Origin of the sequence: Amycolatopsis acidicola (assembly GCF_007713735.2) — a bacterium.
GTDB classification, from domain to species: Bacteria; Actinomycetota; Actinomycetes; order Mycobacteriales; family Pseudonocardiaceae; genus Amycolatopsis_E; species Amycolatopsis_E acidicola.
Map to the genome: position 1 here is coordinate 30,640 of NZ_VMNW02000039.1, position 24,157 is coordinate 54,796.

General features: G+C 70.0%; 25 protein-coding genes and 1 tRNA gene. 5 read left to right on the top strand and 21 right to left on the bottom strand.

Translation table 11 applies throughout. The annotated features are described in order from the left end of the window. Nucleotides 1-189: 189 nt before the first annotated feature. The 11 genes from FPZ12_RS24305 to FPZ12_RS24355 form a co-directional block, all read right to left on the bottom strand. Nucleotides 190-675 carry a flavin reductase family protein gene (locus FPZ12_RS24305; RefSeq protein WP_144749034.1) on the bottom strand — a complete coding sequence of 162 codons (486 nt, stop codon included), beginning with the start codon at nt 673-675 and terminating at the stop codon, nt 190-192. Beyond that, nucleotides 672-1,163, bottom strand: coding sequence for an NADPH-dependent FMN reductase (locus FPZ12_RS24310; protein ID WP_144749035.1), 492 nt, complete (start codon nt 1,161-1,163; stop codon nt 672-674). Before FPZ12_RS24310 ends, FPZ12_RS24305 begins: the two co-directional genes overlap by 4 nt. Beyond that, complete coding sequence (locus tag FPZ12_RS24315; protein ID WP_144749036.1) at nt 1,160-1,792, bottom strand: isochorismatase family protein; 633 nt, start codon at nt 1,790-1,792, stop codon at nt 1,160-1,162. The genes FPZ12_RS24310 and FPZ12_RS24315 overlap by 4 nt, the downstream gene beginning before the upstream one ends. Nucleotides 1,793-1,803: 11 nt before the next feature. After that, the gene (locus FPZ12_RS24320) at nt 1,804-3,375 is read right to left on the bottom strand and encodes an amidase (RefSeq protein ID WP_144749037.1); all 1,572 of its coding nucleotides are present in this window, start codon (nt 3,373-3,375) and stop codon (nt 1,804-1,806) included. Continuing rightward, on the bottom strand, nt 3,372-4,277 hold the full coding sequence (locus FPZ12_RS24325; RefSeq protein ID WP_144749038.1) for a carbon-nitrogen hydrolase family protein: 906 nt from the start codon (nt 4,275-4,277) through the stop codon (nt 3,372-3,374). Before FPZ12_RS24325 ends, FPZ12_RS24320 begins: the two co-directional genes overlap by 4 nt. Beyond that, nucleotides 4,274-5,356, bottom strand: coding sequence for a pyrimidine utilization protein A (gene rutA, locus FPZ12_RS24330; RefSeq protein ID WP_144749039.1), 1,083 nt, complete (start codon nt 5,354-5,356; stop codon nt 4,274-4,276). Before rutA ends, FPZ12_RS24325 begins: the two co-directional genes overlap by 4 nt. A 95-nt stretch (nt 5,357-5,451) precedes the next feature. Then, a complete protein-coding gene (locus FPZ12_RS24335) occupies nt 5,452-6,486 on the bottom strand; it encodes a LacI family DNA-binding transcriptional regulator (protein ID WP_144749040.1) in 1,035 nt (344 codons plus the stop codon). Between the two features lie 168 nt (nt 6,487-6,654). Continuing rightward, complete coding sequence (locus FPZ12_RS24340) at nt 6,655-7,398, bottom strand: SDR family NAD(P)-dependent oxidoreductase (protein ID WP_144749041.1); 744 nt, start codon at nt 7,396-7,398, stop codon at nt 6,655-6,657. Then, entirely contained in the window at nt 7,395-8,144 is a 750-nt protein-coding gene (locus tag FPZ12_RS24345) for an SDR family NAD(P)-dependent oxidoreductase (RefSeq protein ID WP_144749042.1), read from the bottom strand. The genes FPZ12_RS24340 and FPZ12_RS24345 overlap by 4 nt, the downstream gene beginning before the upstream one ends. Further along, complete coding sequence (locus FPZ12_RS24350) at nt 8,141-8,635, bottom strand: VOC family protein (RefSeq protein WP_144749043.1); 495 nt, start codon at nt 8,633-8,635, stop codon at nt 8,141-8,143. Before FPZ12_RS24350 ends, FPZ12_RS24345 begins: the two co-directional genes overlap by 4 nt. Continuing rightward, on the bottom strand, nt 8,632-9,180 hold the full coding sequence (locus FPZ12_RS24355) for a cupin domain-containing protein (RefSeq protein ID WP_144749044.1): 549 nt from the start codon (nt 9,178-9,180) through the stop codon (nt 8,632-8,634). Before FPZ12_RS24355 ends, FPZ12_RS24350 begins: the two co-directional genes overlap by 4 nt. A gap of 146 nt (nt 9,181-9,326) precedes the next feature. Between FPZ12_RS24355 and FPZ12_RS24360 the strand changes: the two genes are divergently transcribed. Both FPZ12_RS24360 and FPZ12_RS24365 read left to right on the top strand, forming a co-directional pair. Then, nucleotides 9,327-10,217, top strand: a complete 891-nt coding sequence (locus tag FPZ12_RS24360; protein WP_144749045.1) for a LysR family transcriptional regulator — start codon at nt 9,327-9,329, stop codon at nt 10,215-10,217. Continuing rightward, nucleotides 10,214-10,489: a hypothetical protein gene (locus tag FPZ12_RS24365; protein WP_144749046.1), complete on the top strand. Its 276-nt coding sequence runs from the start codon at nt 10,214-10,216 to the stop codon at nt 10,487-10,489. The genes FPZ12_RS24360 and FPZ12_RS24365 overlap by 4 nt, the downstream gene beginning before the upstream one ends. Nucleotides 10,490-10,795: 306 nt before the next feature. Here FPZ12_RS24365 and FPZ12_RS24370 read toward each other — a convergent pair whose 3' ends face one another. The 3 genes from FPZ12_RS24370 to FPZ12_RS24380 form a co-directional block, all read right to left on the bottom strand. Next, a complete protein-coding gene (locus FPZ12_RS24370) occupies nt 10,796-11,461 on the bottom strand; it encodes a lactate utilization protein (protein ID WP_144749047.1) in 666 nt (221 codons plus the stop codon). A gap of 64 nt (nt 11,462-11,525) precedes the next feature. Next, complete coding sequence (locus FPZ12_RS24375; protein ID WP_144749048.1) at nt 11,526-12,149, bottom strand: GntR family transcriptional regulator; 624 nt, start codon at nt 12,147-12,149, stop codon at nt 11,526-11,528. A gap of 3 nt (nt 12,150-12,152) precedes the next feature. Further along, nucleotides 12,153-12,656 (bottom strand): MarR family winged helix-turn-helix transcriptional regulator, encoded by a 504-nt coding sequence (locus tag FPZ12_RS24380; protein WP_144749049.1) that lies wholly within the window; start codon nt 12,654-12,656, stop codon nt 12,153-12,155. Nucleotides 12,657-12,718: 62 nt separating this feature from the next. Here FPZ12_RS24380 and FPZ12_RS24385 point away from each other — a divergent pair. Continuing rightward, nucleotides 12,719-12,813: transfer RNA gene (locus tag FPZ12_RS24385), tRNA-Sec, on the top strand. Nucleotides 12,814-12,847: 34 nt separating this feature from the next. On the opposite strand, the gene selB is transcribed toward FPZ12_RS24385, so the two are convergent. The 7 genes from selB to selD form a co-directional block, all read right to left on the bottom strand. Continuing rightward, nucleotides 12,848-14,587 carry a selenocysteine-specific translation elongation factor gene (gene selB, locus FPZ12_RS24390; RefSeq protein ID WP_144749050.1) on the bottom strand — a complete coding sequence of 580 codons (1,740 nt, stop codon included), beginning with the start codon at nt 14,585-14,587 and terminating at the stop codon, nt 12,848-12,850. Next, a complete protein-coding gene (selA, locus tag FPZ12_RS24395; RefSeq protein WP_243770003.1) occupies nt 14,578-15,828 on the bottom strand; it encodes an L-seryl-tRNA(Sec) selenium transferase in 1,251 nt (416 codons plus the stop codon). Before selA ends, selB begins: the two co-directional genes overlap by 10 nt. Before the next feature lie 155 nt (nt 15,829-15,983). Further along, the gene (locus tag FPZ12_RS24400; RefSeq protein ID WP_144749052.1) at nt 15,984-16,238 is read right to left on the bottom strand and encodes a hypothetical protein; all 255 of its coding nucleotides are present in this window, start codon (nt 16,236-16,238) and stop codon (nt 15,984-15,986) included. Between the two features lie 382 nt (nt 16,239-16,620). After that, nucleotides 16,621-17,787 carry a ferritin-like domain-containing protein gene (locus tag FPZ12_RS24405; RefSeq protein WP_144749053.1) on the bottom strand — a complete coding sequence of 389 codons (1,167 nt, stop codon included), beginning with the start codon at nt 17,785-17,787 and terminating at the stop codon, nt 16,621-16,623. Next, the gene (locus tag FPZ12_RS24410; protein WP_144749054.1) at nt 17,765-18,592 is read right to left on the bottom strand and encodes a phosphate/phosphite/phosphonate ABC transporter substrate-binding protein; all 828 of its coding nucleotides are present in this window, start codon (nt 18,590-18,592) and stop codon (nt 17,765-17,767) included. The genes FPZ12_RS24405 and FPZ12_RS24410 overlap by 23 nt, the downstream gene beginning before the upstream one ends. Nucleotides 18,593-18,594: 2 nt before the next feature. Then, on the bottom strand, nt 18,595-19,716 hold the full coding sequence (locus tag FPZ12_RS24415; protein WP_144749055.1) for an acyl-CoA dehydrogenase family protein: 1,122 nt from the start codon (nt 19,714-19,716) through the stop codon (nt 18,595-18,597). Nucleotides 19,717-19,731: 15 nt separating this feature from the next. Further along, complete coding sequence (selD, locus tag FPZ12_RS24420; protein ID WP_144749056.1) at nt 19,732-20,736, bottom strand: selenide, water dikinase SelD; 1,005 nt, start codon at nt 20,734-20,736, stop codon at nt 19,732-19,734. A gap of 89 nt (nt 20,737-20,825) precedes the next feature. On the opposite strand from selD, the gene FPZ12_RS24425 reads away from it, so the two are divergent. Beyond that, complete coding sequence (locus tag FPZ12_RS24425) at nt 20,826-22,196, top strand: MFS transporter (protein ID WP_208025981.1); 1,371 nt, start codon at nt 20,826-20,828, stop codon at nt 22,194-22,196. Nucleotides 22,197-22,464: 268 nt separating this feature from the next. Further along, on the top strand, nt 22,465-24,156 hold the full coding sequence (locus FPZ12_RS24430) for an ABC transporter permease (protein ID WP_166462884.1): 1,692 nt from the start codon (nt 22,465-22,467) through the stop codon (nt 24,154-24,156). The last annotated feature ends 1 nt before the right edge of the window (nt 24,157 follow it).

The window sequence follows — 24,157 nt, forward strand, 5'->3', positions numbered from 1 at the left end:
CGAAGCTCGGCTGACAGGTTCTCCATACCGACCGGACACCCCGGCGGCGATCACCGCAAGCACGCTCGTCCCGCCGAGCGCTTCGTGCGCGACGTCGCGGGCGGTGAACGCCAGGTACGGGACCGTCGGAACCGGCGGGCCAAGGCGCGCCGGACGACCGCGAGGTTCGTCGACGTCCGCGGGCGCCGCTCACGCGACGTGCAGGCGCCTGAGTGTGCTGCGGTGAAAGACGATCGGGGACACGTCCGGCCGGGTCGTCAGCTCGTTGACGCGGAGCACGACGATCGTGTGATCGCCTGCCGGCACCTGTTCCACGACCGTGGTGTCGAGCCACAGACCGGCGTCGTGAATGAATACGGCACCGCCGTCGTGGATTTCCGTTGCCAGTCCCGCGAAACGGTCGCCGGTCTTGGCCGCCAGCACTCGCACCGAACGGTCATGCGCCTCGCCGAGCACGGTGATTCCGATGTGCGGCGCGCTCGCCAGCCGCGGCCAGGTAGCGGAGGTGTTCTGCACACAGACCGACACCAGCGGCGGGTCGAGAGACACCGGGACGAAGGTGCTGGCCGCCATGCCGAGACGCTCCCCCGCGAGGTTCGCGCAGAGCGCGACCACGCCGGTCGGGAACTGGCCGAATGCCTCACGCAGGGTCGCTTGATCCAGGTCGGTCCTCATACCCGCGCCGCCTTCAGCACCGGCGCCCACCGCCGCGCGTAGTCGGCGATGCGGGTGTCTTCGGTGAAGGTACTGTCGATGAGGTAGAGGCCGGGCGCCGGAGTCGTCGCACCCAGTTCGACCAGCACGGGTTTGAGCAGCAGGTCCGGGGCCAGCGCGTGCCCCGGCCCGGCGCCGAGCATCAGCGGAACGGCGACCACGCCCTTGAGCCCGTCACCGGTCGCGAACTGATCCAGAAACAGCTTGAGCACGCCACTGTAGGTCGCCTTGAAGGTCGGGCTGGCGAACACGACGAGATCGGATCCGGCGACGGTCTTGACCGCGGCGGAGACCTCGGCGTCGCCCCACCCGAGCAGACCGGAGCCGAGGGTGATCACGTCGATGACCGAGTGCGGCGCCTGCCCGCCGACCGCTTCCGCGACCCGCGTGGCCGCGTCCAGTGTGCGCGACGCGGGCTTCGGATTGCCGGCGACCACTGTGACATTCATCGTTCGACGCCTCCTTCGAGATAGTCCACCGCACGGGCCAGTGACCACACTTCGCCCATCTTGTACTTGATGTCGAACAGGTTCGAGGAGTGGACACCGGGATCCCGGTCACCCACCGCGTCGGCGACGACGATCGGCACGAAACCGTGCTGCATCGCGTCCAGCGTGCTCGCCCGTACGCAGCCGCTGGTCGAAAACCCTCCCACCACCACCGTGTCCACACCGGAGGAGGTGAGGTAGGAGGCCAGCGTGGTACCGAAAAACGCGCTCGGGTACTGCTTGGTGATCAGCAGTTCGCCGGGTTCCGGGGCGAGCCCGTCGATCACGGCCGCATACGGACTGGCCTCGGCGAACACCCCGAGCGAGGGCACCTTCCGGAAGAACAGGCCCGCGTCGGACCCGTCGGACCGAACCCGCACCTGGGTGACGATCACGGGATGTGCCGCGGTCCGCGCCGCGGCCAGCAGCGCCTTCATCGCGTCCACCGCCTGCTCGGTGCCCGCGTACAGCGGCGAGCCCGGATCGACGTATGCGCGCGCCGGATCGACGAGGAGCACGGCGGGCCGGTTTCCCGGCCGTAGTTCGCCGCCGAACCCGGCCTGCTCGTAGTCCTGCTCGGTGCTTCCCATAGGCGGTCTCCTCACCCGGGCCCACGCAAGTGGTGGGCGGTCGCCGACTGGAGCAGCTCCGCCAGCCGCAGGCACTGCTCGTCCGCCCATGGCCGTCCGGCGATCTGCACGCCGGCCGGGAGGCCGCCGACGAACCCCGCGGGCGTCATGACGACGGGCAGCCCGAGGTAGTCGAAGACGCCGGTGTTGCGGCCGATGATCGCCTGCATCGGATGCCGCGTACCGTCCACCTCGACCGTGACGTCCGACAGCCGGGCGGCCGTGCTTCCGATGCCGGGTGCCAGCACGAGATCCACGCCGGCCTCGTCCATGGCCCGCACCGCGTCGCGTTGCGCGCCGGCTCGCCGTCGCAGCGAGCGCAGGTAGTCGGCCGCGGAGGGCACGAAGCCACGCGCGATCCGCACCTGGGTGCCGATGTCGAACAGGCCGAAACCGTCCAGATTGGACTCCTGTGTGGAGGCCAGCTCGCTGACGAGCACCACCAGCATGTCGTCGTTGATCAACGGGAGATCTCCGAGCTCGATCGCGACGAGCTCGGCGCCCAGGCCGCGCAAAGTGTCCACAGTGGAATCGAAGGCGGCGAGCACGCGGCTGTCGCACAACTCGCGGAACCATGATCCGGCCACCCCGACCCGCAGTGCCGCGGGCCGCCCGTCGGCCGGGTAGCGCCCGGTCAGCCGCGGCAGCACCAGCCTGAGGTCGGCGGCCGAGCGCGTCATCGGGCCGACATGGTCCAGTGTCCACGACAGGCAGGCGACGCCCGAACGCGGCACCAGATCGTAGGTCGGCTTGATCCCGGTCAGGTTGCAGAACGCCGAGGGCACCCGGATCGACCCGCCGGTATCGGTGCCCAACGCCAGCGGAACCAGCCGGGCGGCCAGCGCCGCGGCGGACCCGGTGGACGAACCGCCGGTCCAGCGCTCGCGGTCCCACGGATTGGTGACCGCACCGTAGCGGGCGTTGTGCGGCGCCCCGCAGGCGAACTCGGTCGTCGCGGTCATCAGTACCGGGATCGCGCCGGCGGCACGCAACCGCGCCACCACCGCAGCGTCGGCGGGCGCGATCCGGTCGCCCGTGGTGCGCGAGCCGCTGGTGACCGGGGCCCCTGCCACGTCGATGATGTCCTTGACCGCGAAAGGAATCCCCTCGAGTGGGCGCGCCTGCCCGGTGCGCCACCGGTACCCGGACTCGGCGGCTGCCTCGTCCGCGCCGTCGATCTCGGCGAGGATCGCGCCGCCGACGAGGTCCTTGTCGGCCCATCGCTCGCGCAGCGCGGCCAGCAACGCCGCCGGGGTGAGAGTCGCACCGGCGAACGCGGCCAGCAGGTCCGCGACGCCCAGCTCGTGTGGGGCCCCGGTGCCCGCGGCCCGTGGCGGCACCTCGACCGCCCGCGCGGGCGGCGGGCAGGAGGCGAGGAACGCCACCGAATCACCCGGTTCGCTGCCCGAGGCCGGCGATGGCGGGAGCGGGCGGCGACGCGAGCGCGCGAGCACCGGCGCCAGATCCGCGGTGGCCGCGGGCAGCAACTCCTCGACCGAGTGCGCCGCGGTGGCAGCCAGGTCCGGATAGTCGGTTCCCGTCACGAAACGACCACACCCGAACTGAGCCTCGCGAGCAAGCCCAGGACGTCCGCACGCCGGTCCCGGCCGAGCGGAAACGCGGTACGCACGGCCGAAACCTCGTCGAGATCGATCGTCGTACGCAGGATCACGCCCGGCTGGTGCGCGGGTGCCTGTGCCACGACCTCGCCGTCCGGCCGGATCACGGCGGACAGCCCGAAGTAGCCCGCCTTCGTGCCGTTCAGTTCTTCCACACCCGCGCGGTTGGCCGCGATCACCCACGACTGACTCTCCAGCGCGCGGGTCCGCAGTTCGGCCGTGAACAGCTCCTCGCGGGGTCCGAGCGAACTGACGACCGCGAGCACGACTTCGGCGCCCATCGCCCGCGCCACCGCCCAGTACTCGGGGAAACTGCGGTCGTAGCAGATCACGCAGCCGATCCTGGTGCCGAACAGTTCGATCACGACGGGCGCCTGGCCGGGCGCGAACCAGTACTTCTCGTCGATGTCCACGTCACCGAGCCGGCACGCCGGCACCGACAGCTTGCGGTACGCGGGCACCGGAAGCCCGTCGGCGGTACGCCAGGGCACGATCTCGCCGCCGGGGCCGGCGACCACCACCGCGTTGTGGCACGCGGACGCGGTCCGCTCGTACATGCCGAAGGCAATGGTCGTACCCAGTTCCCTTGCCAGCGCGGCGAAAACACCGGTCGTGTCACCGGGAACCGGCTGCGCCCACGGGGTCCGGTCGATCTCGTTGCCGGTGCAGAAGTACGGCGTGGTGATCAACTCGGGGAGCACCACGAGATCCGGCGCCGCCGGGCTCGCGGCCTCCCGCACCAGCGCGGTCAGCCGCGCGAGGTTCGCGAGCAGGTCCTCGGTGCACTCCCCGGCCTGGACGACGGCGACGTCGAGTGCGCGGGTCACGCGGGTACCGCCGCGCCCGCACGGCACTTCATCAACGGCTGGATGCGGGTGCCGAAGTCTTCGACGCCCTGCACGAAGTCGTCGAAGGTGAGCATGATGCCTTTGATGCCGTCCAGTTCGGCGACCTCGTCCAGCATCCGCGCGACCGTCTCGTACGAGCCGACGAGCGTCCCCATGTTGAAGTTGACCGCGCCCTCCGGTGCCGAGATCGTCTTCGCCGTGGACGAGTCGTCCGCGGTCTTGTCGGTCGCCGACTCCCCGGCCATGTACGCGAGCGCCTCGAAGTCGGCATTGTCGTGGTAGTCCTGCCATTTGGCCCGGGCGGCCTCGTCCGTCTCATCGGCGATGATCATGAACAGGGCCATGGCACCCACGTCGCGGCCGGTCTTCTTCGCCGCCTCGACGAGGTTGCCGGTGGTGTCCGCGAGCGCGGTGGGAGTGTTGACGCCGGTGCCGAGGATGAAGTTGTAATCGGCGTGCTCGGCGGCGAAGCGCATGCCGCTGTTGCTCTGCCCCGCGGCCACGATCGGGATCCGCCCGGCGGCCGGTTTCGGCGAGAGCACGCAGTCCTCCATCCGGTAGAACTCTCCGTTGAAATCGCTGACGCCGTCGGCCCACAGCTGCTGCATGACTGTCGTGTACTCGGCGGCGCGGGCGTACCGGTTGCCGAAGTGCTCGTCCCCCGGCCACAGCCCCATCTGCGTGTACTCGCCCGGCGCCCAGCCGGTGACGATGTTGACGCCGAACCGGCCCGGCGCGATCGAGTCGATGGTGGACGCCATGCGCGCCACCATGGCGGGCGGCAGCGCCAGGATCGGGGTCGACGCGTACAGCTTGATCTTCTCCGTCACCGCGGCCAGCCCGGCCATCAGCGTGAAGGATTCCAGGTTGTGGTCCCAGAACTCGGTTTCGCCGCCGAAACCGCGGAGTTTGATCATCGAGAGCGCGAAGTCGAGGCCGTGCTTCTCGGCCTTCTGCACGATCGTCTTGTTGAGCTCGAAGCTGGGAAGGTACTGCGGCGAGCTTTTCGAGATGAGCCAGCCGTTGTTGCCGATCGGGATGAAAACACCGATATCCATCTCGCTCCTCAGGGTGCCGGATCTGCGATGACTTCGAATGTATGGAGGCCCTGTTGCGGATCCGGTGCCAGTTCGTAAACGCTGGATTGCCTGCGCTACCGGTCGCCGGACGAGCCGTATACCCCCGTGCTGCCCCGCCGGATCAGCTCGACGCCGAAGTTCTTGTGCACGGGCGCGCCCGCCGCGCGGTCGATCCTCGCGAGCAGCAGCTGCGCGGCCGTGCGTGCCATGTCGTCCAGGGGTTGCCGAACCGTGGTCAGGTCGAAGATCGCCGAACCGGACGCCTCCAGGTCGTTGTACCCGATCACCTGCACATCCGCCGGGACCGCGAGGCCGAGGCGTTTGGCGGCGTCCAGCGTGCCGAACGCGACGTAGTCGGTGATGCTGAAGACGGCGCTCGGCCGTCCGGGCCGCGACAGCAGCGCCGTGCCGCCCTCGAACCCGGTCCTGATGTCCACCGGTCCCCGCGCGACCAGCGTCTCGTCCAGCGGGTATCCCGCGTTCGAAAGCGCTTTCCGGAAACCGCTTTCCCGGATCTTCACGCTCGGGTTGTCCAGCGGCCCGGAGACGAGCCCGATCCGCCGATGTCCCAGTTCGAGCAGATGCTCGGCCACCAGCCGCCCGCCGTGCGCGTTGTCGGAGGTGACCCGGTCGACGCGGCCGGCCTGCGCGCCGTCCACGTCACGGCTGAGTATCACCAGCGGGACCTTCCAGTCGATCAGCTGGGGCACCATCGGCGAGTCGACTCGGTGGGAGATGAACACGACGCCGTCCACGAGCCCGCCGCGCAGCGCGAGGATGTCCCGTTCCAGCGTGCCCTCGGTGCGGTCGCTCATCAGCAGCACCCGGTACTCGCGGCGCGCGAACTCGTCCTGCAGGGTGTTGATCAGCGCCGGGTAGGACGGGTTGCGCAGATCGCCACTGATGATCGCGATACTCCAGGACTTCTTCGTGATGAGATTGCGCGCCGTGACGTGCGGCGCGTAACCCATCTCGGCGGCGATCCCGCGGATGCGGTCCCGGGTCCCGGCGAGCACCCGCGGATCCCCGCGCAGCGCCCGCGACACCGTGGACTGCGACACCCTCGCCCGCTGGGCGACGTCGTAACTGGTTACCGGGCGATCAGGCACACGGAGGATTCTACGGTCACTTCGCGTTCACCAGGTTTCCCCGCCGAGGCGATCACGGCGTCGGCAGGGCCCGCCCCGCGATGTCCGGCGCCCACATGACGCGGCCGACAAGTGGGCCTCACGACGCCGCCACCCCGCACCGGGTGTACGCGCCGATGGCTGTTCAGCTCACGCCGTGGTCCCCCCGTCGACGGTGTACACCGCGCCGTTGACGAAGGACGCATTGTCGGAGAGCAGCCACGCCACCAACTCGGCCACCTCGCCCGGCCGCCCGTAGCGGCCGGCGGGTATCGCGGACACGAGCTGCTCTCGCACCGCGGCCGGATCGCCCGGGGACCATTGGTCTTCGAGGCTTTCGATCATCCGCGTCGCGATCTGACCTGGCGCGACCGCGTTCACTCGAACGCCTCGTCCGCCGGCCTCGATCGCCGCGGTGCGGGTGAGGCCGATGACGGCGTGTTTGCTGGCCACATAAGCGGAAAGCCTGGGGACGCCCTGCAGCCCCGCCTGGCTGGCGGTGTTGACGATGGCTCCCCGGCCTTGCGCATACATGACCGGCAGGACTTCACGGAGTCCGAAATAGACACTTCCGATGTTCACGTCGAGGACGCGCTGGAACTGCTCGGGCTCTGTATCCTCCAGCGCCGCCGCGTGTCCCTCGATACCCGCGTTGTTGAACAGGTAGTCGATGCGCCCGAAGTGGTCCAGTGTGGCTTGCACATAATGCCGCGCACCGTCTGCTTTGGACACGTCGGCCGCGATGCCGAGGCAGCCGGTCAGCGCCTGGACGCCTGCCTCGTCGAGGTCGACGGCCGCGACGTGGATGTCTTGGCGCAGCAGGCGTTCGACCGTGGCCTTGCCGATGCCACCCGCGGCTCCGGTGACGATCGCGACGCGCTCGTCGGTGCTCATCGCAGCGTGAACCCTCCGTCGACCAGCAACAACTGCCCTGTCACGAAAGAAGAATCGCCGGAACAGAGCTGCACCACCGCGCCCGCGATGTCCTCGGGGTTGGCCGTGCGGCCGAGCGGGTGCTGCTCGCGGAGACTGTCCCAGTGGGCGTCGTCGGCGAGGCTGTCGGCGGTGAAGCCCACGCGTGAGAACGACGGGCCGACAGCGTTGACCCGGATCCCCTGCGGCCCGTATTCCAACGCGGCGGAGCGGGTCAGGCCGAGCACGGCGTGTTTGGTCGCGACGTAAGCGCTGATCGTGGGCATCGCGACGGTGCTCATGATCGAGGCGACGTTGACGATGGAGCCACCGGACCCCATCACCCGCAGCTGGGCGCGCAGGCAGTAGAAAACGCTGTTGAGGTTGACGTCGACGACCCGATGCCAGTCCTCGAGCGGATAATCGGCCATCGGGGCCATGGCGCCGCCGATGCCGGCGTTGTTGACCGCGATGTCCAGCGCGCCGTGTTCACGCACGATGCCGGCCACCACCGCGTCCACCGCCTCCGCGTCGGTGAGGTCGACTTCGTGGAACGTCGCCTGGCCACCGGCGGAGACGATGCCCGCGACGGTCGCTTTCCCGGATACCGGGTCGCGGTCGAGCACCGCGACGTGGGCGCCCAGCCCGGCCAGGCGCGCGCTGATGGCCCTGCCGAACCCGCCGCCACCCCCGGTGACCAGGGCGATCTTGCCGGATAGCTCAGTCATGCGGCACCTCCGTCACGGTTGGCCCAGGTTCGCTCGAAGCTGCGGGAGCTGACCTCGATCAGCGTGCCGAACGGGTCCTCGCAGTAGACGACGTCGCAGTCCGGGAACAGCGTCCACACCTTGCTGCGCTGCTTGCCCCCGCCGGCCACGATGCGGTCCGCGAGCTCGGAAACGTCGGGCCAGGTCAGGCAGAGGTGGAACGGGCCGGTGCGCCAGTACTCCACCTCGTCCGGCCGCACCGTCGCGGGCCGGACGAACTCGAACAGTTCGAGCCCGGTCCCCTCCCGCGTCGACAGGAACGCGACCCTCAGGCGCGCCCACCGCGGGCCGAAGATGTCCCCGAGTACCTCGCCGAACGGCTCGTCCTCCCGCCCGATCTCCAGCGGCCCGCCCAGCAGGTTCAGGCCCAGCATGCCTTGGTAGAAGGCGATTCCCGCGTCGAGGTCGGGCACGGTGACCCCGGCGTGGTTGAACACCGGCGCGGTCCTCACTGCAGCTCCGTGGAGCCGTAGGAGTAGTCGACCAGCTGCGTGTTGTGCACGGCGTCGTTGTCACGGGCCATGTAGTAGTGCAGGCGCGCGTCCGCCATCACCGCGAGCTTGCCGTCATCGGTGTAGCCGCCGATCGGCCCGTCGAACACGGCCAGCATCAGGCAACCGGTTTCGGTCGAGAACGGCTGGTGCACCGTTCCCGCGGTTTCGACGGTGAAAGAATGCGGCGTCCCCTCGTCCTCGATCGTCTTCCCGTCGATGGTCACGGTTCCGTCGTAATAGTGGAACCCGCCTTCGAGGATGTAGACCTGCAGATTCCCGACGTGCCAATGCGAGGTGGCCTCGATGTTCGGGTCGACCTGGAGCAGGATGGTGAACGCGCCGGAGACCAGGTTGCAGTACAACAGTTTGTACCGCGTCCCGGGCATCAGCCAGTCCGTCCAGCCGGTCTCCTCCGGCCGGTGGAAATCACGCCGTTCCCCTTTCGGCGTGTTACCGGGACTGGTCATCCAGAACAACGGGTTCCGGGTGTCGACGGACGTCATTCGGGCTCTCCTTTGAGCTGGCTGAATTTCCTCGCTTTCCAGCCTGCATTCCGGCGGCGGCGGACACCAGGTCGCATCCGACGGCGATCGGTAAGCCACTCTTACCGATGGTGACGCCGGGGCCCTGGTGGTAACGTCCGCGACTCATGGACGTCCACCCGAGGATGCTGCGCTACTTCCTCGCGGTCGCCGGGGAACTGCACTTCCGGCGGGCCGCGCAGCGGCTGTGGATCACCGGGCCCGCGCTGAGCCAGCAGATCCGGCAGCTCGAGCAGGAACTCGGTTTCCCCTTGTTCCACCGGACATCCCGCACTGTCACCCTCACCGACCAAGGCCGGGAACTGATCCCACTGGCGCAGGCGGTCGTCGACGCGAGCGACGCACTCTCGGACTGGGCACGCGAACGCAAGCAGGGCAAGGAACCGTTGCGCGTCGGCTTCATGGCCTCCGGCGCCGGCACCCTCACCCAGGAGATCCTCAAGGCCGCCACCGACCGGCTGCCACACCTGGACGTGAAGCTGGTCCACCTCCGCTGGGACGAGCAAACCCAAGCGCTGCACGACAACCGGGTCGACGTCGCCTTCGCCCGCGAACCCGCCGAAACCGACGGCCTGCGCTGCACACCCGTCCTGAGCGAAAAACGGGTGGTGATGCTGCCCGCGACCCATGCGCTCGCGACGCGGACAACCCTGTCGTTCACCGAGATCGCCGACGAGACGTTTCTGCCCAGCGCCACCGGTTCCGCGGAATGGACCGACTACTGGCTGGTCAACCCCCGCCCCGACGGCTCACGGGCCCGCACCGGGCCGCCGATCTCGACCGTCGAGGAAATGCTGGAGGAATGCGCGGCCGGACACGGGATCGTGATCACCGCCGGCTCGGTGCCGATGTTCTACGCCCACCCCGGGGTCCGCTTCGCCGAGGTCGAGGACCTCCCGCCCAACCACGTACTCCTGTGCGTCCGGGAAAAGGCGGGCACCGCCGCCACCGAGTTCGAGGACGTGGTCCTGGACCTGATCCACCGAGGCGCCCGGTGAGCACCGCTGTATTCGAGCGGGCTCGTCGTGCAGAGGAAGTTGCCGAGGCTGGACGTCGTCGAGTGCGGTTCGAGCTGGTGTATGAAGGCGGCCATCGCCTGGGTGTCCAGGACGAGGTCACGGATTTCGAGGGGTTCGAGGCCGATGGGGAAAACAGGTATCTGCTTGCCAGAACCATGGATCCCGATCTCGCGGACCATGTAGTGGTCACGTGGCATCACCATCCAGATCGCTCCGATGAGCGGCGAACAGCGAAGCTCCTTGGCCCGTAGCATCTTTTAGGGATTTCCTTACCAAGGAACCGACTTCGGCACTGGCCGGCCGGCGCAACGTCAAGGTCGCGGCCGTCAGCGAATCCGGGAAAAGCCCGCCGGTGGTGGTTAGCAGTCGGGCGACGCGCACATGCGCAGGGGCCGGCGACCCTCGCCATGGGCGCCGCACGGGCGACCTGGTTGCCGTTGGCATCGGCAGCCCAGAGGTGGCCTTCGGCATCGAGCGGGCCGTCGCCGTGCACGGACAGATCGGCCAAAGTGGACAGACTGACCGGCTCACCCGATGCCGGGCCACGGAAAACGGGCTCAGAGGCCGAGATCCTCGTTCACCAGTATCACGCAGATCTTGCCCTGTTCCACCGGCTGGTTGCCGTCGATGATCGCGGTGTAGCGGAGTACACCCCAGCCGAGGCCGTCGTCCTTGCGGTGCTTGAGCCGGTGGCGCCAGGCGTTCACGGGCCCGGCCCAGTCGCGGATCCGGCGCAGCGCGTCCTCGACGTCCGTGCAGATCTTGTTCACCCCGGCGACGATGATCACCTTCTTCGGGCCGAACATCATCGCCGCGACGCGGTTGCCGGAGCCGTCGGTGCTGACGATCGTGCCGCCGAGGGTGATCGCGTTCGTGCCGCACAGGTAGACGTCGGACAGCAACGTCATCCGCTGCATCTTCCGGCGCTCCTCGCGGGGCGGGTTGTAGCCCTGTTTGTCGGTGCGCACGGGGTTGATGAACTCGTTCTGGCCGCGTTCCATGAGCGCCTCGAAGACGCCGAGCTGGTTCAGTGTCACCGAATCGCCGCGCCCGAGCGTGGCGCCGGGCGGGATGAGCTCCAGCAGCAGTTTGAGGGCCTGTTCGCGCGTCTCGACGAAATGTCCCTCCATGTACTTCTCTTCGAGACCCTTGACGACGAGTTCCGCTTGTTCGCGTCGGTACTGCTTGATCTCGGCGGTCAGGTCGACGTCGCCCATGGCCATCTTCGGCACTCCTCGCCGTTGCACAATATTGGTGACCAATCTTGTGCAGCGACGGGTGTTCGTGTCAACCCCCGTCGGTCCCGGCCGGGTAAGCCGCCGCCATGGCGGCCATCGCGGCCTCGGCACGCTCGGCGTCGCCGCAGGTGATCGCGTCGAGGAGCGCTTCGTAGCGGAGCGCGGCGGCCGCGAGCCCGCCTTCGCGCAGCAACACCCGGCGCCGGAGGCACGCGATGCGCACCCGCAGCCGCCCGACGACGTCGGTCGCGACGCGTTGCGCGGAGACCCGCACCACGAGGTCGTCGACGTCGCTCGCCGTCTGCTCGAATCCCGGAAGGTCAACGACTTCCGCCGCGCGCCGCAACCGGTCACCGAGGTTCCGGAGCTGGGCGAGGTCGGCTTCCCCGATGAGTCGCGCGGCCTTGCCCGCGCACAGGATCTGCAGCGTCAGGCAGACCTCCGCGATCTGCGCCGCTTCGTCCGGCTCGATCACGCGTACTCGGACGCCGGCGTTCGGGATCTGTTCGAGCAGCCCTTCGTGCACGAGTCTCATCAACGCGGCCCGCACCATGCCGCGGCTCGCGCCGAGCTCATCACCGAGCTGCGATTCGACCAGCCGCTGACCGGGAAGCAGCTCCCCCGAAGCGATCCCGCGGCGAACCGCCTCTGCGACGTACGCCTGCACGCTCATCGCTCAGCGTTTGGTGCCGGCCTGGGTCTCCCTCAGCTGATCGACCAGTTCTTCCAGCGCGGGCAGGGCTTTCGTCAACGACTGCTGCTGTTTCTCGCCGAGCCCGTCCAGCGCTCGGGCCACCACTTTCGCCCGCCCCGCACGGACCTTGGCCTCCAGCGTGCGGCCGCGTTTGGTCACCTTCACCGCCGCGCTGCGCAGATCCTCCGGGGCCCGGGTGCGGCTGATCAGGCCTTCGCTGTCGAGTTTGCTGATCATGCGGGAGAGCATCGTCGGGTTGAGGCCCTCGAGTTCGGCCAGCTCGGTCAGGTTGATCGGGCCGCGCCGCGCGATGACACCGAGGATCGTGGCCTGCGAAGGGGTGAGCCCCTCGTCGGTGGCCGTGTTGTTCAGCTGACGCGCTATCCGGCTGACCGCCTGCCGCAGCCGCGTCATGGTCTCTTCGTCCACCTGGTCGCCGCTCTCCTCCATTTTGCTTGCTGGCAGGCAGATTGTAGGCTCCGTCACGTCATACCTCCAAGTCCTCTGTGGACCACGGTGCGGCGGGTGGGCTATCCTCGGGAACCGAGGGAGGTGTCCGCGTCCTGGTGGGCGCCGCGGTCTTCAAAACCGACGAGGCCGAGCATCTCGGCCTGGCGGGTTCGATTCCCGTTCACCTCCGCCACTTTCTTTTGTGTTGAGTGTTCCGGGTACGGCGGTCAGTCACCGCCGGGCATGGAGCGCAGGTCCTTGGTCTCGCGGCGGGTGAGGCCGCGGCGGTCGAGTTCCTCCAGCACCGGCAGGGCGATGCGCCGCGTGGTGCCCAGCGCTTGGCGTGCTTCGCTCGCGGTGAAGGGGCGGCCTAGCGCCGCGAGCAGACTCGCGGCGTGCTCCAGCCCTTCCGGGCGCAGGTAAACCGCGCCGGGCAGGCGCACCAGTTCGCCTTGTTTCACCGCCACGTCAAGATAGGCGGCGGCGGCGAGTTCGGCGGGCTCGGGCACGTCGAAAGCGTTTGCGGACAAGCGTTCCAGCAACTGGTCCACGGCGCGGCGCCCGTCCGGCGGAAGCACGGCGCGCACGTCGGGCCGGTGCACGCCATCCCCATCGAGCACCAGGCCGTCGTCCGCGCGCACGAGCGCTTCGAGCACAACGCGATCGGGGAGACCGAGCTGCCGGATCGCTTCCGCGGGCGGGATGCCCGGCCGCATCGGGTTGTCCGCCGCCCAGCGGTCGGCGAGTTCGGTGAGCTTCGCGCGCCAGTCTTGCCAGACGTCCGGGTCGACGAGCCATCCGTCGATGGTTTCCTCCGGCGCGGCCACTCCGGCCCGGAGCAGATCGTCGCGCCGGATGGCGCCGCGCAGCCGCACCTCCGCTTCCGGGCCTTGCCCGGCCAGCTCGGCGAGCCGCTCGCCGCGTCGCCGCGCCGCTCCACGGCGACGTTCGAGCGCGGGCGGGTATGGGTCGAGCACACGCACTCCGGCGGCGATGCCCTCGCGGCCGGGATCGCGCAGCAGGGCGCGCTCCCCTGTCCGCACCGGCACGGCTTTCGCCAGCGACAGGCGGGCGATGCCGGGCACGAGCGGCCGGACCCGCACCGGGACGGCGGCCGAGCCCAGGTGCAGCAAAGCCTGCTCGGGCACGCGATCGACCGAGAGGCGCACGTCGATCGTCGACGCGACCGCCCACTGGCCCGGCGCGACGAGAGCCGATCCGCGCGGTACCTCCGCAGGCTTGACGCCGCGCAGGTTGAGCGCCACACGTGCGACCGCATTCGCTTGCCCCACCGAGGTTTTCAACGTTTCGATGCCCCGCACCTGCACGCGCTGCCCGGACGGAACAACCTCCACGTCATCGCCGACGCGGAGCGTGCCGGTGGCCAGAGTGCCGGTGACGATCGTGCCCGCGCCGCGCACGCTGAACGAGCGGTCCACCCACAGGCGCGTCGGCTGCTCCGGTGGCGAGGGCAGCGCGCTGGTGAGCCGCCGCAGGGCTGTCCGCAGTTCGGGAATTCCGTCACCGGTCACGGCGCTGACCGCGACCGCCTCGATCCCGGCGAGGCTCGTGCCCGCGAGGTGGTCGCGCGCCTCGGATTCCGCGAGTTCCGGGAAACCGAGATCGCTGCGCGTCAACGCGAGCACCCCGTGCCGGACTCCGAGCGCGTCGAGTGCTGCGACGTGTTCGGCCGTTTGCCTGCCCCACCCCTCGTCGGAGGCGACGACGAGCAGGACGGCGGGCACGGGCCCCATCCCGGCGAGGGTGTTGGACAGGAATTTCCGGTGCCCGGGCACGTCGACGAACGCGACCGTGTCGCCGTCCAGCTCTGTCCACGCGTAGCCGAGGTCGATGGTCATGCCGCGCCGCTGTTCCTCGGCCCACCTGTCGGGCTCCATGCCGGTGAGTGCGGAGATCAGCGTGGATTTGCCGTGGTCGACGTGACCCGCCGTCGCGATCACATACATGCGCGCACCGCCGTGGCCAGAGCGCCGTCCTGATCCTCCGGCACGCAGCGGAGATCGAGCAGGCACCGGCTTTCGTCGACGCGCGCGACCACGCACGGATCGCCCAGCCTCAGCGCGACGGCGAACCGTTCGGGCAGTTCCACCGCCCAGCCGGGCAAGGTCAGCTCGGGTGCTCCCCCGCCACCGACCAAACCCGCGCTTTCCACGACGGCACAACGCAATCCGGCCTGCACCAAGGAATCCGCAAGCGCTTCCGCGCGGCGGCGCAGCTTCTCGGGATCGGCGCGGATTCTGTCCGCCGTGGGGGTCGACCGTTCGGCGAGGGTGGCTTCGAGGGCGGCGAGAACCAGTTTGTCGACGCGGAGCGCGCGGGCCAGCGGGTGCCGGCGCAGTGTGTGGATCAGCTCGGCCCGCCCGAGGACGAGCCCGGCCTGCGGGCCGCCGAGCAGCTTGTCCCCGCTGGCCGTCACCAGATCCGCTCCTTGCGCGAGCCAGGTGGCGGCGTCCGGCTCCGCGGGCAGCGCCGGTTCGGGGGCGAGCAGGCCCGAGCCGATGTCAGCGATCACCGGCACCCCGAGCCCCGACAGTTCGCGCACGGACACCTCCGAGGTGAACCCGCGCACGACGAAGTTCGATGGATGGATCTTCAGCACGAACGCCGTCTGCGGCCCGATCGCGTCCCGGTAGTCGGCGAGGTGGGTGCGGTTCGTGGTGCCGACCTCGCGCAGCTTCGCGCCGGTGGACTCCAGGAGTTCGGGCAGCCGGAAGCCGTCGCCGATCTCGACCAGCTCGCCGCGGCTGACGAGAATCTCCTTGTCCACAGCCAAAGCCGTGGCCGCGAGCGCCAGCGCGGCTGCGCCGTTGTTGAGCACCAGTGCGTCCTCCGCGCGCGGGACTCTCGCGAGCAGCGCGTCCAGCGCGCCGCGGCCGCGCCGGGCACGGGCGCCGGTCCGGACGTCGAACTCGACATCGACATACCCGGCGGCGGTGGTCAGCGCGCGCACCGCGGTGGGAGAAAGCGGAGCCCGGCCGAGGTTCGTGTGCAGCACGACGCCCGTCGCGTTGAGCACCGGCCGGAGTGAGCAGCCGTCGAGAGGAAGCGCTTCCAGGACTGTTTCGATGACGTCCGGGGGCTCGATCTCACCCGAGCGGACCGACGCGAGCGCCCGCTGCACCGCCTGCTTGACGATCTCCGGCGCGAGGGTGGCCCGCGCGGTGGCGAGGCATGGATCGGCGAGCACCGCGTCGGTGCGAGGGACACGGCGACGGGAGTCGGTGGGCGCGGCGTCGGCGCGCGGGGCGTCGGTGCGAGGTGCGTGGCGACGGGAATCGGCGGGCACGGCGTCGGTGCGCGGGGTGTCGGTGCGAGGTGCGTGGCGGCGGGGATTTTGGGCGCTCACAGGAGAATCCTCGCGTGTGGGGTGGGGAACGCGGCCGCATCCGGAACCTCGACCCGCCCCGAGCGGGCTGACTCGTGCGGCGCCTGCGCGGCCCGATTGGCGATCGCCGGGGCGCGGGTGGCCTGCGCGGCCTCGGGTGCGAGGGCGGCCCACGCCATCCCCGGCGCGAGGGTGGCCCGCGCGGTGGCGAGGCGCGGATCGGCGAGCACAGCGTCGGGGCACGCGGCGCGGCGACGCGAATCAGCGGGCACGGCGTCGGGGCACGCGGCGCGGCGACGCGAATCAGCGGGCACGGCGTCGGGGCACGCGGCGCGGCGACGCGAATCAGCGGGCACGGCGTCGGGGCACGCGGCGCGGCGACGCGAATCAGCGGGCACGGCGTCGGGGCACGCGGCGCGGCGACGCGAATCAGCGGGCACGGCGTCGGGGCACGCGGCGCGGCGACGCGAATCAGCGGGCACGGCGTCGGGGCACGCGGCGCGGCGACGCGAATCAGCGGGCACGGCGTCGGGGCACGCGGCGCGGCGACGCGAATCAGCGGGCGCGGCGTCGGTGCAAGGGGCGTTGGTGCGAGGTGCGTGGCGGCGGGAATTCTGGGCGCTCACCGGAAAATCCTCGGGTGCTGGAGCGTGCTCACATGAAGTTCCTGGTGTGCAGGGCCGACAGCTCGGCCGCCTCGTCGTCGGGGAAGCCGATGTACGACAGGCGGCGCCGGCGGCCGTCGTCCATTCTGTGCTGGAGGTTTTGGACCGCGTCCCAGCCGCGGCGGATCGACGCCGGGTCCCACGAACCCGCCGCCAGGAGGACCAGCGAGTCGTAGACCTCCTGGTTCAGGCCGGCCGTATCGCGCAGGGCCTCGTGACGCCGTTCGACGGCGGCGCGGAGGCGGCCGAGGAACGCGGGGTCGCTGCGGACGATGTGCCCGGTGTGGGCGGTGCCGAAAGCGACGTGCCGCGCTTCGTCCCGGCCTGCGAGCTTCGTGACGGCCGCCGTCACGGGGTCGGGGGCATGTTCGTTGAGGAAGCTCAGCAGATCGACGAAGGTGCCTTCGCCGAGCACCGACAGCAGGAACGAGGCCAGCGTGAAATCGGGCTCGTCGAGCAGGCTCTGCAACGACGCTCGCCCGCCGGCGCCCGACACGCCCAGCTCGTCCCGGTGCAGCAGGGCACGGCGGGTGAAGATCTCGACATGCCGGGCTTCGTCGGCGACCTGCGACGCCAGGAGTTGCATCACCTCACGGAAATGCGGGTGCAGGCTGCCGAGCATCCGCGCCGGGATCATCAGCGCGGCGTGCTCGTTCTCCACGAGGTAGGTCATGATCTGCACGACCGCGTCCTCGATCTCGGGCGGCACCTCGGCGGGCGCCGTCCACTCGACCGCTGTCGCCGGATCCCATTGCGTGGCCGCGGCGCGGGCATAGAGCTGGGGCGCGATGTCCGCCCACACCAGATCCCGGTCCACCCAGGTGACGTCGAGCGCCGGACCGCCCTCCTCCACCAGCGCGCCGCGCGCGGCCAGGCCCCAGCTGCGGTCCGCGAGGGTACTCGCGGCCGCCGCGCTGCCGGCCCGTTTCGCACCGGCCCAGCGTTGTTCTTCCTTGTCCCCCTTGGTGATCGTGGACTGCCCGTCGAACACATGCCCGCGCGCCCGGCACCACGCCCGCAGGTGCAGCGCCAGCTCCGGATGCGTCCCGGTGACCGTCAGCCGTTCGCCGGGACGCAACCCCGCCAGCGCACGTTCGACGAGCAGGTGGCCGCCGGAATCCAGGCCGAGAGACTCAAGGTCGGTAGTCGCGGGCACGGATGTTCCCTTGTGCGTCGTAGAAACCGGCTTCGTCGACCGCCTTCTCCAGCCCGGCGTGCAGGCTGGTGCGGCCGGGCAGCCAGCGGGTGAGGCCCTCCAGATCCAGCAGCGGACGGGCCACGGGATCCGAATAGGACATGCCCAGCAACAACTCCGTGAGCTGGTCCGCGTCGGCTCCGGGCGCGGTGGTCAGCACGCAGTGGTCGTATGGCTCGGTGTGCGCGAGCACCCTCGTCGACCCGGCCGCGATCGTGCCTTCCTGGCTGAACAGCAGGAGGTTCGTGTCCGAGACGCACGCCGCGTCCACCAGCCCGTCCCGCAGCGCGATCATCGCGTCACGCTCGCCGCCGATGTGATCGCCGTGCAGCCCGACGCCGACGTCGAACCGCCGCACCTTCGCCTCCACGCCAGCCGAACGCAGCAACGACAACGGCAGGAGTGTCGCTTGTGGAGAGTCGACCGCGCCGGTCGCGATCGTGCTCACGCCGGCGAGCGTCTCGATCCCGGAATCCGCGCGGACCACGATGGCCGTGGTGAGGTCACGGTCCGTATCCCGCATCGCGACCGCCCGGACCTCTTTCCCAGCAGCGGCGGCCAGCCGGCGGGAGCGGACCCACGCCAGCGGGGAGTTCCAGGCGACATCCATCCGCCCCGCCACGAGCTCTTCGGCCAGCCGCTCGTAGTTCGAATACAGCACGAAGTCGAACTCGCAGCCACGTTCCCGCAGCCAGCGGCGGAACCCCTCCCAGATCGTGACGACCTTCGGATCGTAGGCGACGGCGCCCAGTACCAGCTCGCTCATGATCACGCGTCCAGCAGCGGCAGGCCGCACAGGGCGCGGCCGACGAAGTCCAGCAGCGCGTCGGTGGTCGGGGCCATCACGCGCGCCGCGCGGGAATCCCGGAAGCGGCGCTCGATCGGCAGTTCCTTGCGGAACGCCGCGCCGCCGCACACCGTCATCGCGGTGTCGGTGACCAGTGCGGCCGCCTCGTCCGCGGCCGCTTTCACTTCCAGCACCAGCAATTGCGCGTCCGGCCTGCCCGCTTCGACCGCGGCCACCGTGTCCTCCACGAGTGCGCGGGTGCGGTCGGTCTCGATGCGCATCCGGGCGACTTTCGCGCGCGAGGGCAGCTGCTGCGCCAGCGACTGGTCGAGATGCCGCAGCCGCGTGGCCGTGAGGTGCTCGACCGTGGCGGCGGTGACCGACTCCATCAGCCCGACCCCGGCGGAGGCGTTCAGCAGCAGGAACCACGGCAGCACCGCCGTCAGCGCGGTATCGAGCCCCGTGCCGTCCTCGCCGAGCAAATCCTTGCGGGCGACGCGGACGCCCTCGCCGGTCACCGGTGAGGAATCGTTGCCCCGCAAGCCCAAACCGTCGAACGAAGCGGGCGAGCCGAGCCCCGCCGTGCCCTTGCGTACGAACCACAGCGACATCGGGCCTTCCGCCGCGAGCGGCCGCGAGGACCACACGTAGCTGTCGGCATGGTGCGCCGAGGTGACCCAGCTCTTCGCGGCACTGAGCACCACTTCGTCCCCCTCGGCGGCCGCGGTGCTCAGCGGGGCCCAGAAATGGCTCCGTGAACCGGTTTCCGAGAACGCGAGCGTGCTCAGATGCCGCCCTTCCGCGATCTCCCGCAACGCGTCCTCACGGCCCGCGGCGGCGAGCGCCGCCGTTGCGGCGTAATGCATCGTGACGACCATGGCCGTGGAACTGCACGCCTGCGACAGCGTGCGCACGACATCGGCACCCGCGGCGAGGCCGAGCCCGCCACCGCCGTACTGGGCTGGCACGGTCAGCCCGAGAATGCCCGCCGAAGCCAGTTCTTCCACGGCGGCAAGGGGAAACGCCCCGTCGGCGTCCACGCTCGCCGCCCGCGGGGCGACGATGTCCTCGACGATGCGGGCGAGATCTTTTTCGTAGGTCACGACAGTCCTTTTCGGTCAGCCGACGACGAGCGCGTTCGTGCCGGGAGGAAGGAGTTCACCAATAATCCGGGCGCCGGGAACCTCACCGGCGACGAGCAGCCCGCCGGACGTCTGAGCGTCAGCCAGCAGCAAGCGCTGTTCTTCGGCCACGCTACACCACTCGACGTGATCGGTCACCCACTTCAGGTTACGAGTGGTGCCTCCGCTGACGAACCCGTCGCGCACGGCCTCGCGCGCACCCTCGACATACGGGACCGCGGCCGGGTCGATCCGCACCGTCACGCCGCTCGCACGGGCGAGTTTGTAAGCGTGGCCCAGTAAACCGAAACCCGTGACGTCGGTGGCACACCGGATCCCGGCCGCCACCGCCGCCCGCGAAGCGTCGCGGTTGAGTGTCGTCATCACGTCGATCGCCTGCGCGAACCGTTCCCCGGTGGCCTTGTGCCGGTTGTTGAGCACGCCGACGCCGAGCGGTTTCGTCAGCGAGAGCGGCAAACCCGGGCGCCCGGCCTCGATCCGGAGCAGGTCCCGCTCCGGCGCGGTCCCGGTGACCGCGAGGCCGTACTTCGGCTCGGGGTCGTCGATGCTGTGCCCGCCGGCGAGGTGGCATTCCGCCTGCCGCGCGATGTCCAGGCCGCCCCGCAGCACTTCGGTGGCCAGCTCCATCGGCAGCACGTCGCGCGGCCAGCCGAGGAGGTTGATCGCCACGAGCGGGATCCCGCCCATCGCGTACACGTCCGACAGCGCGTTCGCCGCCGCGATCCGGCCCCAGTCGTAGGGATCGTCGACCACCGGGGTGAAGAAGTCGGACGTCAGGATCACCGCGGTGCCCCCGTCCAGCCGGACGGCCGCCGCGTCGTCGCCGTGCTCCAGCCCGACGAGCAGTTCGTGCCGCGAGCCGGACGGCGCGGCACCGGCCAGCCCGGCGACCAGCTGCTCCAGCTCGCCGGGCGGGATCTTGCACGCGCAGCCGCCGCCGTGGGCGAACCGGGTCAGCCGCGGGGCGGCGTCGGTGCTCATGCGGGCAACCATAGAGCCGATACATGCCGATCGGCAAGCAAATCAGCGAACATTGCTTGCCGACAGAAAACTAATTACGCTTCCCGCGGGTGACCGACGGAACCCTGCCCCGCGCGAAAGCCGCCAACCGGAACGTCATCTTCCTGATCGTCTGCCTGGCGCATCTGATGATGTCGGTGGACCAGACGATCGTCTCCACGGCGCTGCCGGCGATCCAGTCGGACCTCGGCACCGCGCTCGGCTGGGCGGTCTGGACGATCACCGTCTACTCGCTCGGCCAGGTGCTGGCCAAGCCGATGGTCGGCAGGCTCACCGACCGGCTCTCGGCCAAACGGGTTTTCCTGGTCTCGGTCACGGTGTTCACCCTCGCGTCGGCGTGCTGCGGGCTCGCGCCGAACGTCCAGCTGCTGATCGCGATGCGGTTCGTGCAGGCTCTCGGCGGCGGCGTGGTGCTGCCGGCCGGCGCGGTGATCATCTCCGCTGCCTTCGGGGAGAACCGGGACCGCGCGCTGGGCCTGTTCTCGAGCATCGTCCCGATCGGCGCGCTGATCGGACCGGTACTGGGCGGGCTGCTGGTGCACGCGTGGTCGTGGCGCGGGATCTTCCTCGTCAACGTGCCGATCGGGCTCGGAATCCTTGCCGCGGCGGCCGCCCAGATGCCGCGCACGAGCTCGGTGCGCACGGCGGGCACGACCGACTTCGCGGGCGTTTTCCTGCTGAGCGGCCTGATCCTGACCGCGATGATCGGCATCACCGAACTCGGCGACTCGGGCGAGGTGGCGATCGTGCTCCCCTGCCTCGCGGCGGCCGCCGCGTGCGCGTTCGTCCTGCGGGGCCACCTGCGCCGGCACGAGAACCCGGTGATCTCCCCGGCGCTGCTCACCGGCTCGGGGTTCGGCGCGATGAACGTGCTCAACTTCCTCTACGGGTGCACAACGATGGGGCTCGCCACCCTCGTCCCCCTCTACGCGGAGCGCCGCTACTCGATCCCGCCACTGGAGGCGGGCACGCTGCTGACCGCCCGCGCGATCGGGATCATCCTCCTCTCCGGCGCGACGACGTTCGCCCTGCGTCGCACCGGATACCGGCTGCCGATGTTGGGCGGTTCGCTGCTCATCGCGACCGGGCTGGCACTCATGGCGATCCCCACGTCGCTGCCGCCGACGCTGTGGCTGGCGATCACCGCCGCGATCGCCGGGCTCGGGATGGGCGTGGCGGGACCGGCGTCGAACAACGCGGCGATATACCTCGCGCCGGACCAGATCGCGGAGATCACCGGGCTGCGCGGGACCTTCCGGCAGGCCGGCAGCATCACGGCCGTTTCGGTCGCGACGGCCGTTTCCGAACGCAGTGGAGACCCCGGCAAGACCCTCGGATTGGTGTTCGTGGCCTTCGCGGTGCTGGTCGTGAGCACACTGCCCCTGCTCTTCCGGGTCACCGACCACCGGGGCACCTGGTGAACAAGCAGCTTCCTGACCAGGCCCGGACCGCTGTTGACATCCCAGACCGCGCTGATTACCGTGACGCTACGCCAAATTGTAAACAGGATTGGTGAACGATATTGCGGCCTCAGGGCCGCCCCTTCTCGACGCGCCAGGCGGTGCGGGCCCTCCCCCTCGACCCGGAGTACACATCGACGTGAAAACCATGCAGCGCACGGCCGCACCCGAACAGCCACCTGCCCGCCCCACCCGGTCGCGGCCAGGCTCCCTCGACACGCTCGCGAAAGTGCTCCTCGCCCTCATCGCGTGTCTCGTGATCTACCCGATCGCGAGATCGGTCATCGGCATCTTCACCGATGGCAGCGCGGGAAACCCCGCCGAGGGCCTCGACTCCTCGATCCTCCCGGTGCTGGGCAACACGGCGCTCATGGTCGGCGGCGGCAGCCTGCTGGCGCTGCTCGGCGGCGCGACGCTGGCCTGGATCAACGAACGCACCGACGGCAGTTTCCGCGGCCTCGGCGGGTTCATGCCGGTGGCCCCGCTGCTGCTGCCGGGCATCACCGGCGTGCTCGGCTGGGTCGTGCTGCTCGACCCGCGCGTCGGCCTCGCGAACGGCGTGCTGCGCGACCTCCTCGGTTTCATCGGCATCCACCTCGACGAAGGCCCCATCGACCTCTACTCGATGGGCGGGCTGATCGTGATCACCGGACTGCACCTGGTGCCGATCGTCTACCTCGTGGTTTCCGCCGCGTTGAAGAACCTCGACCCCGCCATCGAAGAAGCGTCGCGGATCAGCGGCGCCAAGCCACTCCGGACGGCGCTGCGCGTGACACTGCCCGCGATCGCCCCGGCACTCGCGCGGGGCTGGCTGCTGGCGGTGATCAACGGCATCGGGCTGTTCACGGTGCCCGTCATCATCGGCACCAACGCGCGTATCGAAGTGGTGTCCGTGCGGATCTGGCGCTACCTCACCAACTATCCGTCCCAGCCGGACGCGGCGCTGCTGCTGGCGGCGGGCATGCTCGTGGTGATCCTCGGGCTGACGCTCGTGCAGCGCTACCTCATCCCGTCCGCCCGCCAGGCCACCATCAACGGCCGCGGCGTGCGCGCCGCCCCGCTGCGGCTGGGAAAGCTGCGCATCGTGGCGCGCGCGGTGGTGGTGCTCTACATCCTCGTCGCGCTCGTGCTGCCCATCCTCGGCCTGCTCATCGTCTCGTTCTCCCCGTTCTGGACCGCCAACGTCCCGTGGTCGCATCTGACGACGGCGAACTTCCAGGACGTGCTGAGCGATCTCTCCGCGTTCGCCGCGCTGGGCAACAGCCTGATCCTGGCCGCGGTGGTGGCCAGCCTCGCGATGCTCATCGCCGGGTTCCTCATGCTCAACGCCCACCAGCGCAAGGGGACCGGCGGGCACCGCAAGGGCGGGAAGAAAGCCAAGCACCAGCACGGCGACAGCCGGCGCCAGCGCCTCGTCGACACCGTGACGACGCTGCCCGCGACCGTGCCACACAGCCTCATCGGCGTGAGCTTCATCCTCGCGTTCGGCGGTGCGCCGTTCAACCTGTACGGCACGGTGTTCATCCTGATGCTGGCGTACCTCACGATGGAAATTCCCTACGCCGCCAACGCGGCCAGCGCCGCGGTCGGCGTGGTCGGGAACGAACTCGGTGAGGCGTCCCGGATCTTCGGCGCTTCCGAACGGCGCACGCTGCGGAAGATCCTGCTGCCGCTGGTGTTCCCCGGCCTCGCCGCGGGCTGGGTGCTGGTGTTCATCCACGTGCTCGGCGAAGTGACCGTGTCCTCGCTGCTGTCCGGGGTGTCCAACCCCGTCGTCGGCAGCGTGCTGCTGGACATGTGGACCCAGGGGAACTTCCCGCGGATGACCGCCTTCGCGATCATCATCTGGCTGATCGCGTCGATCGCGGTGCTGGTCATGCTGCGGGTGAGCAACCGCCGCTTCGCGCGGGCCACCCGCTGAA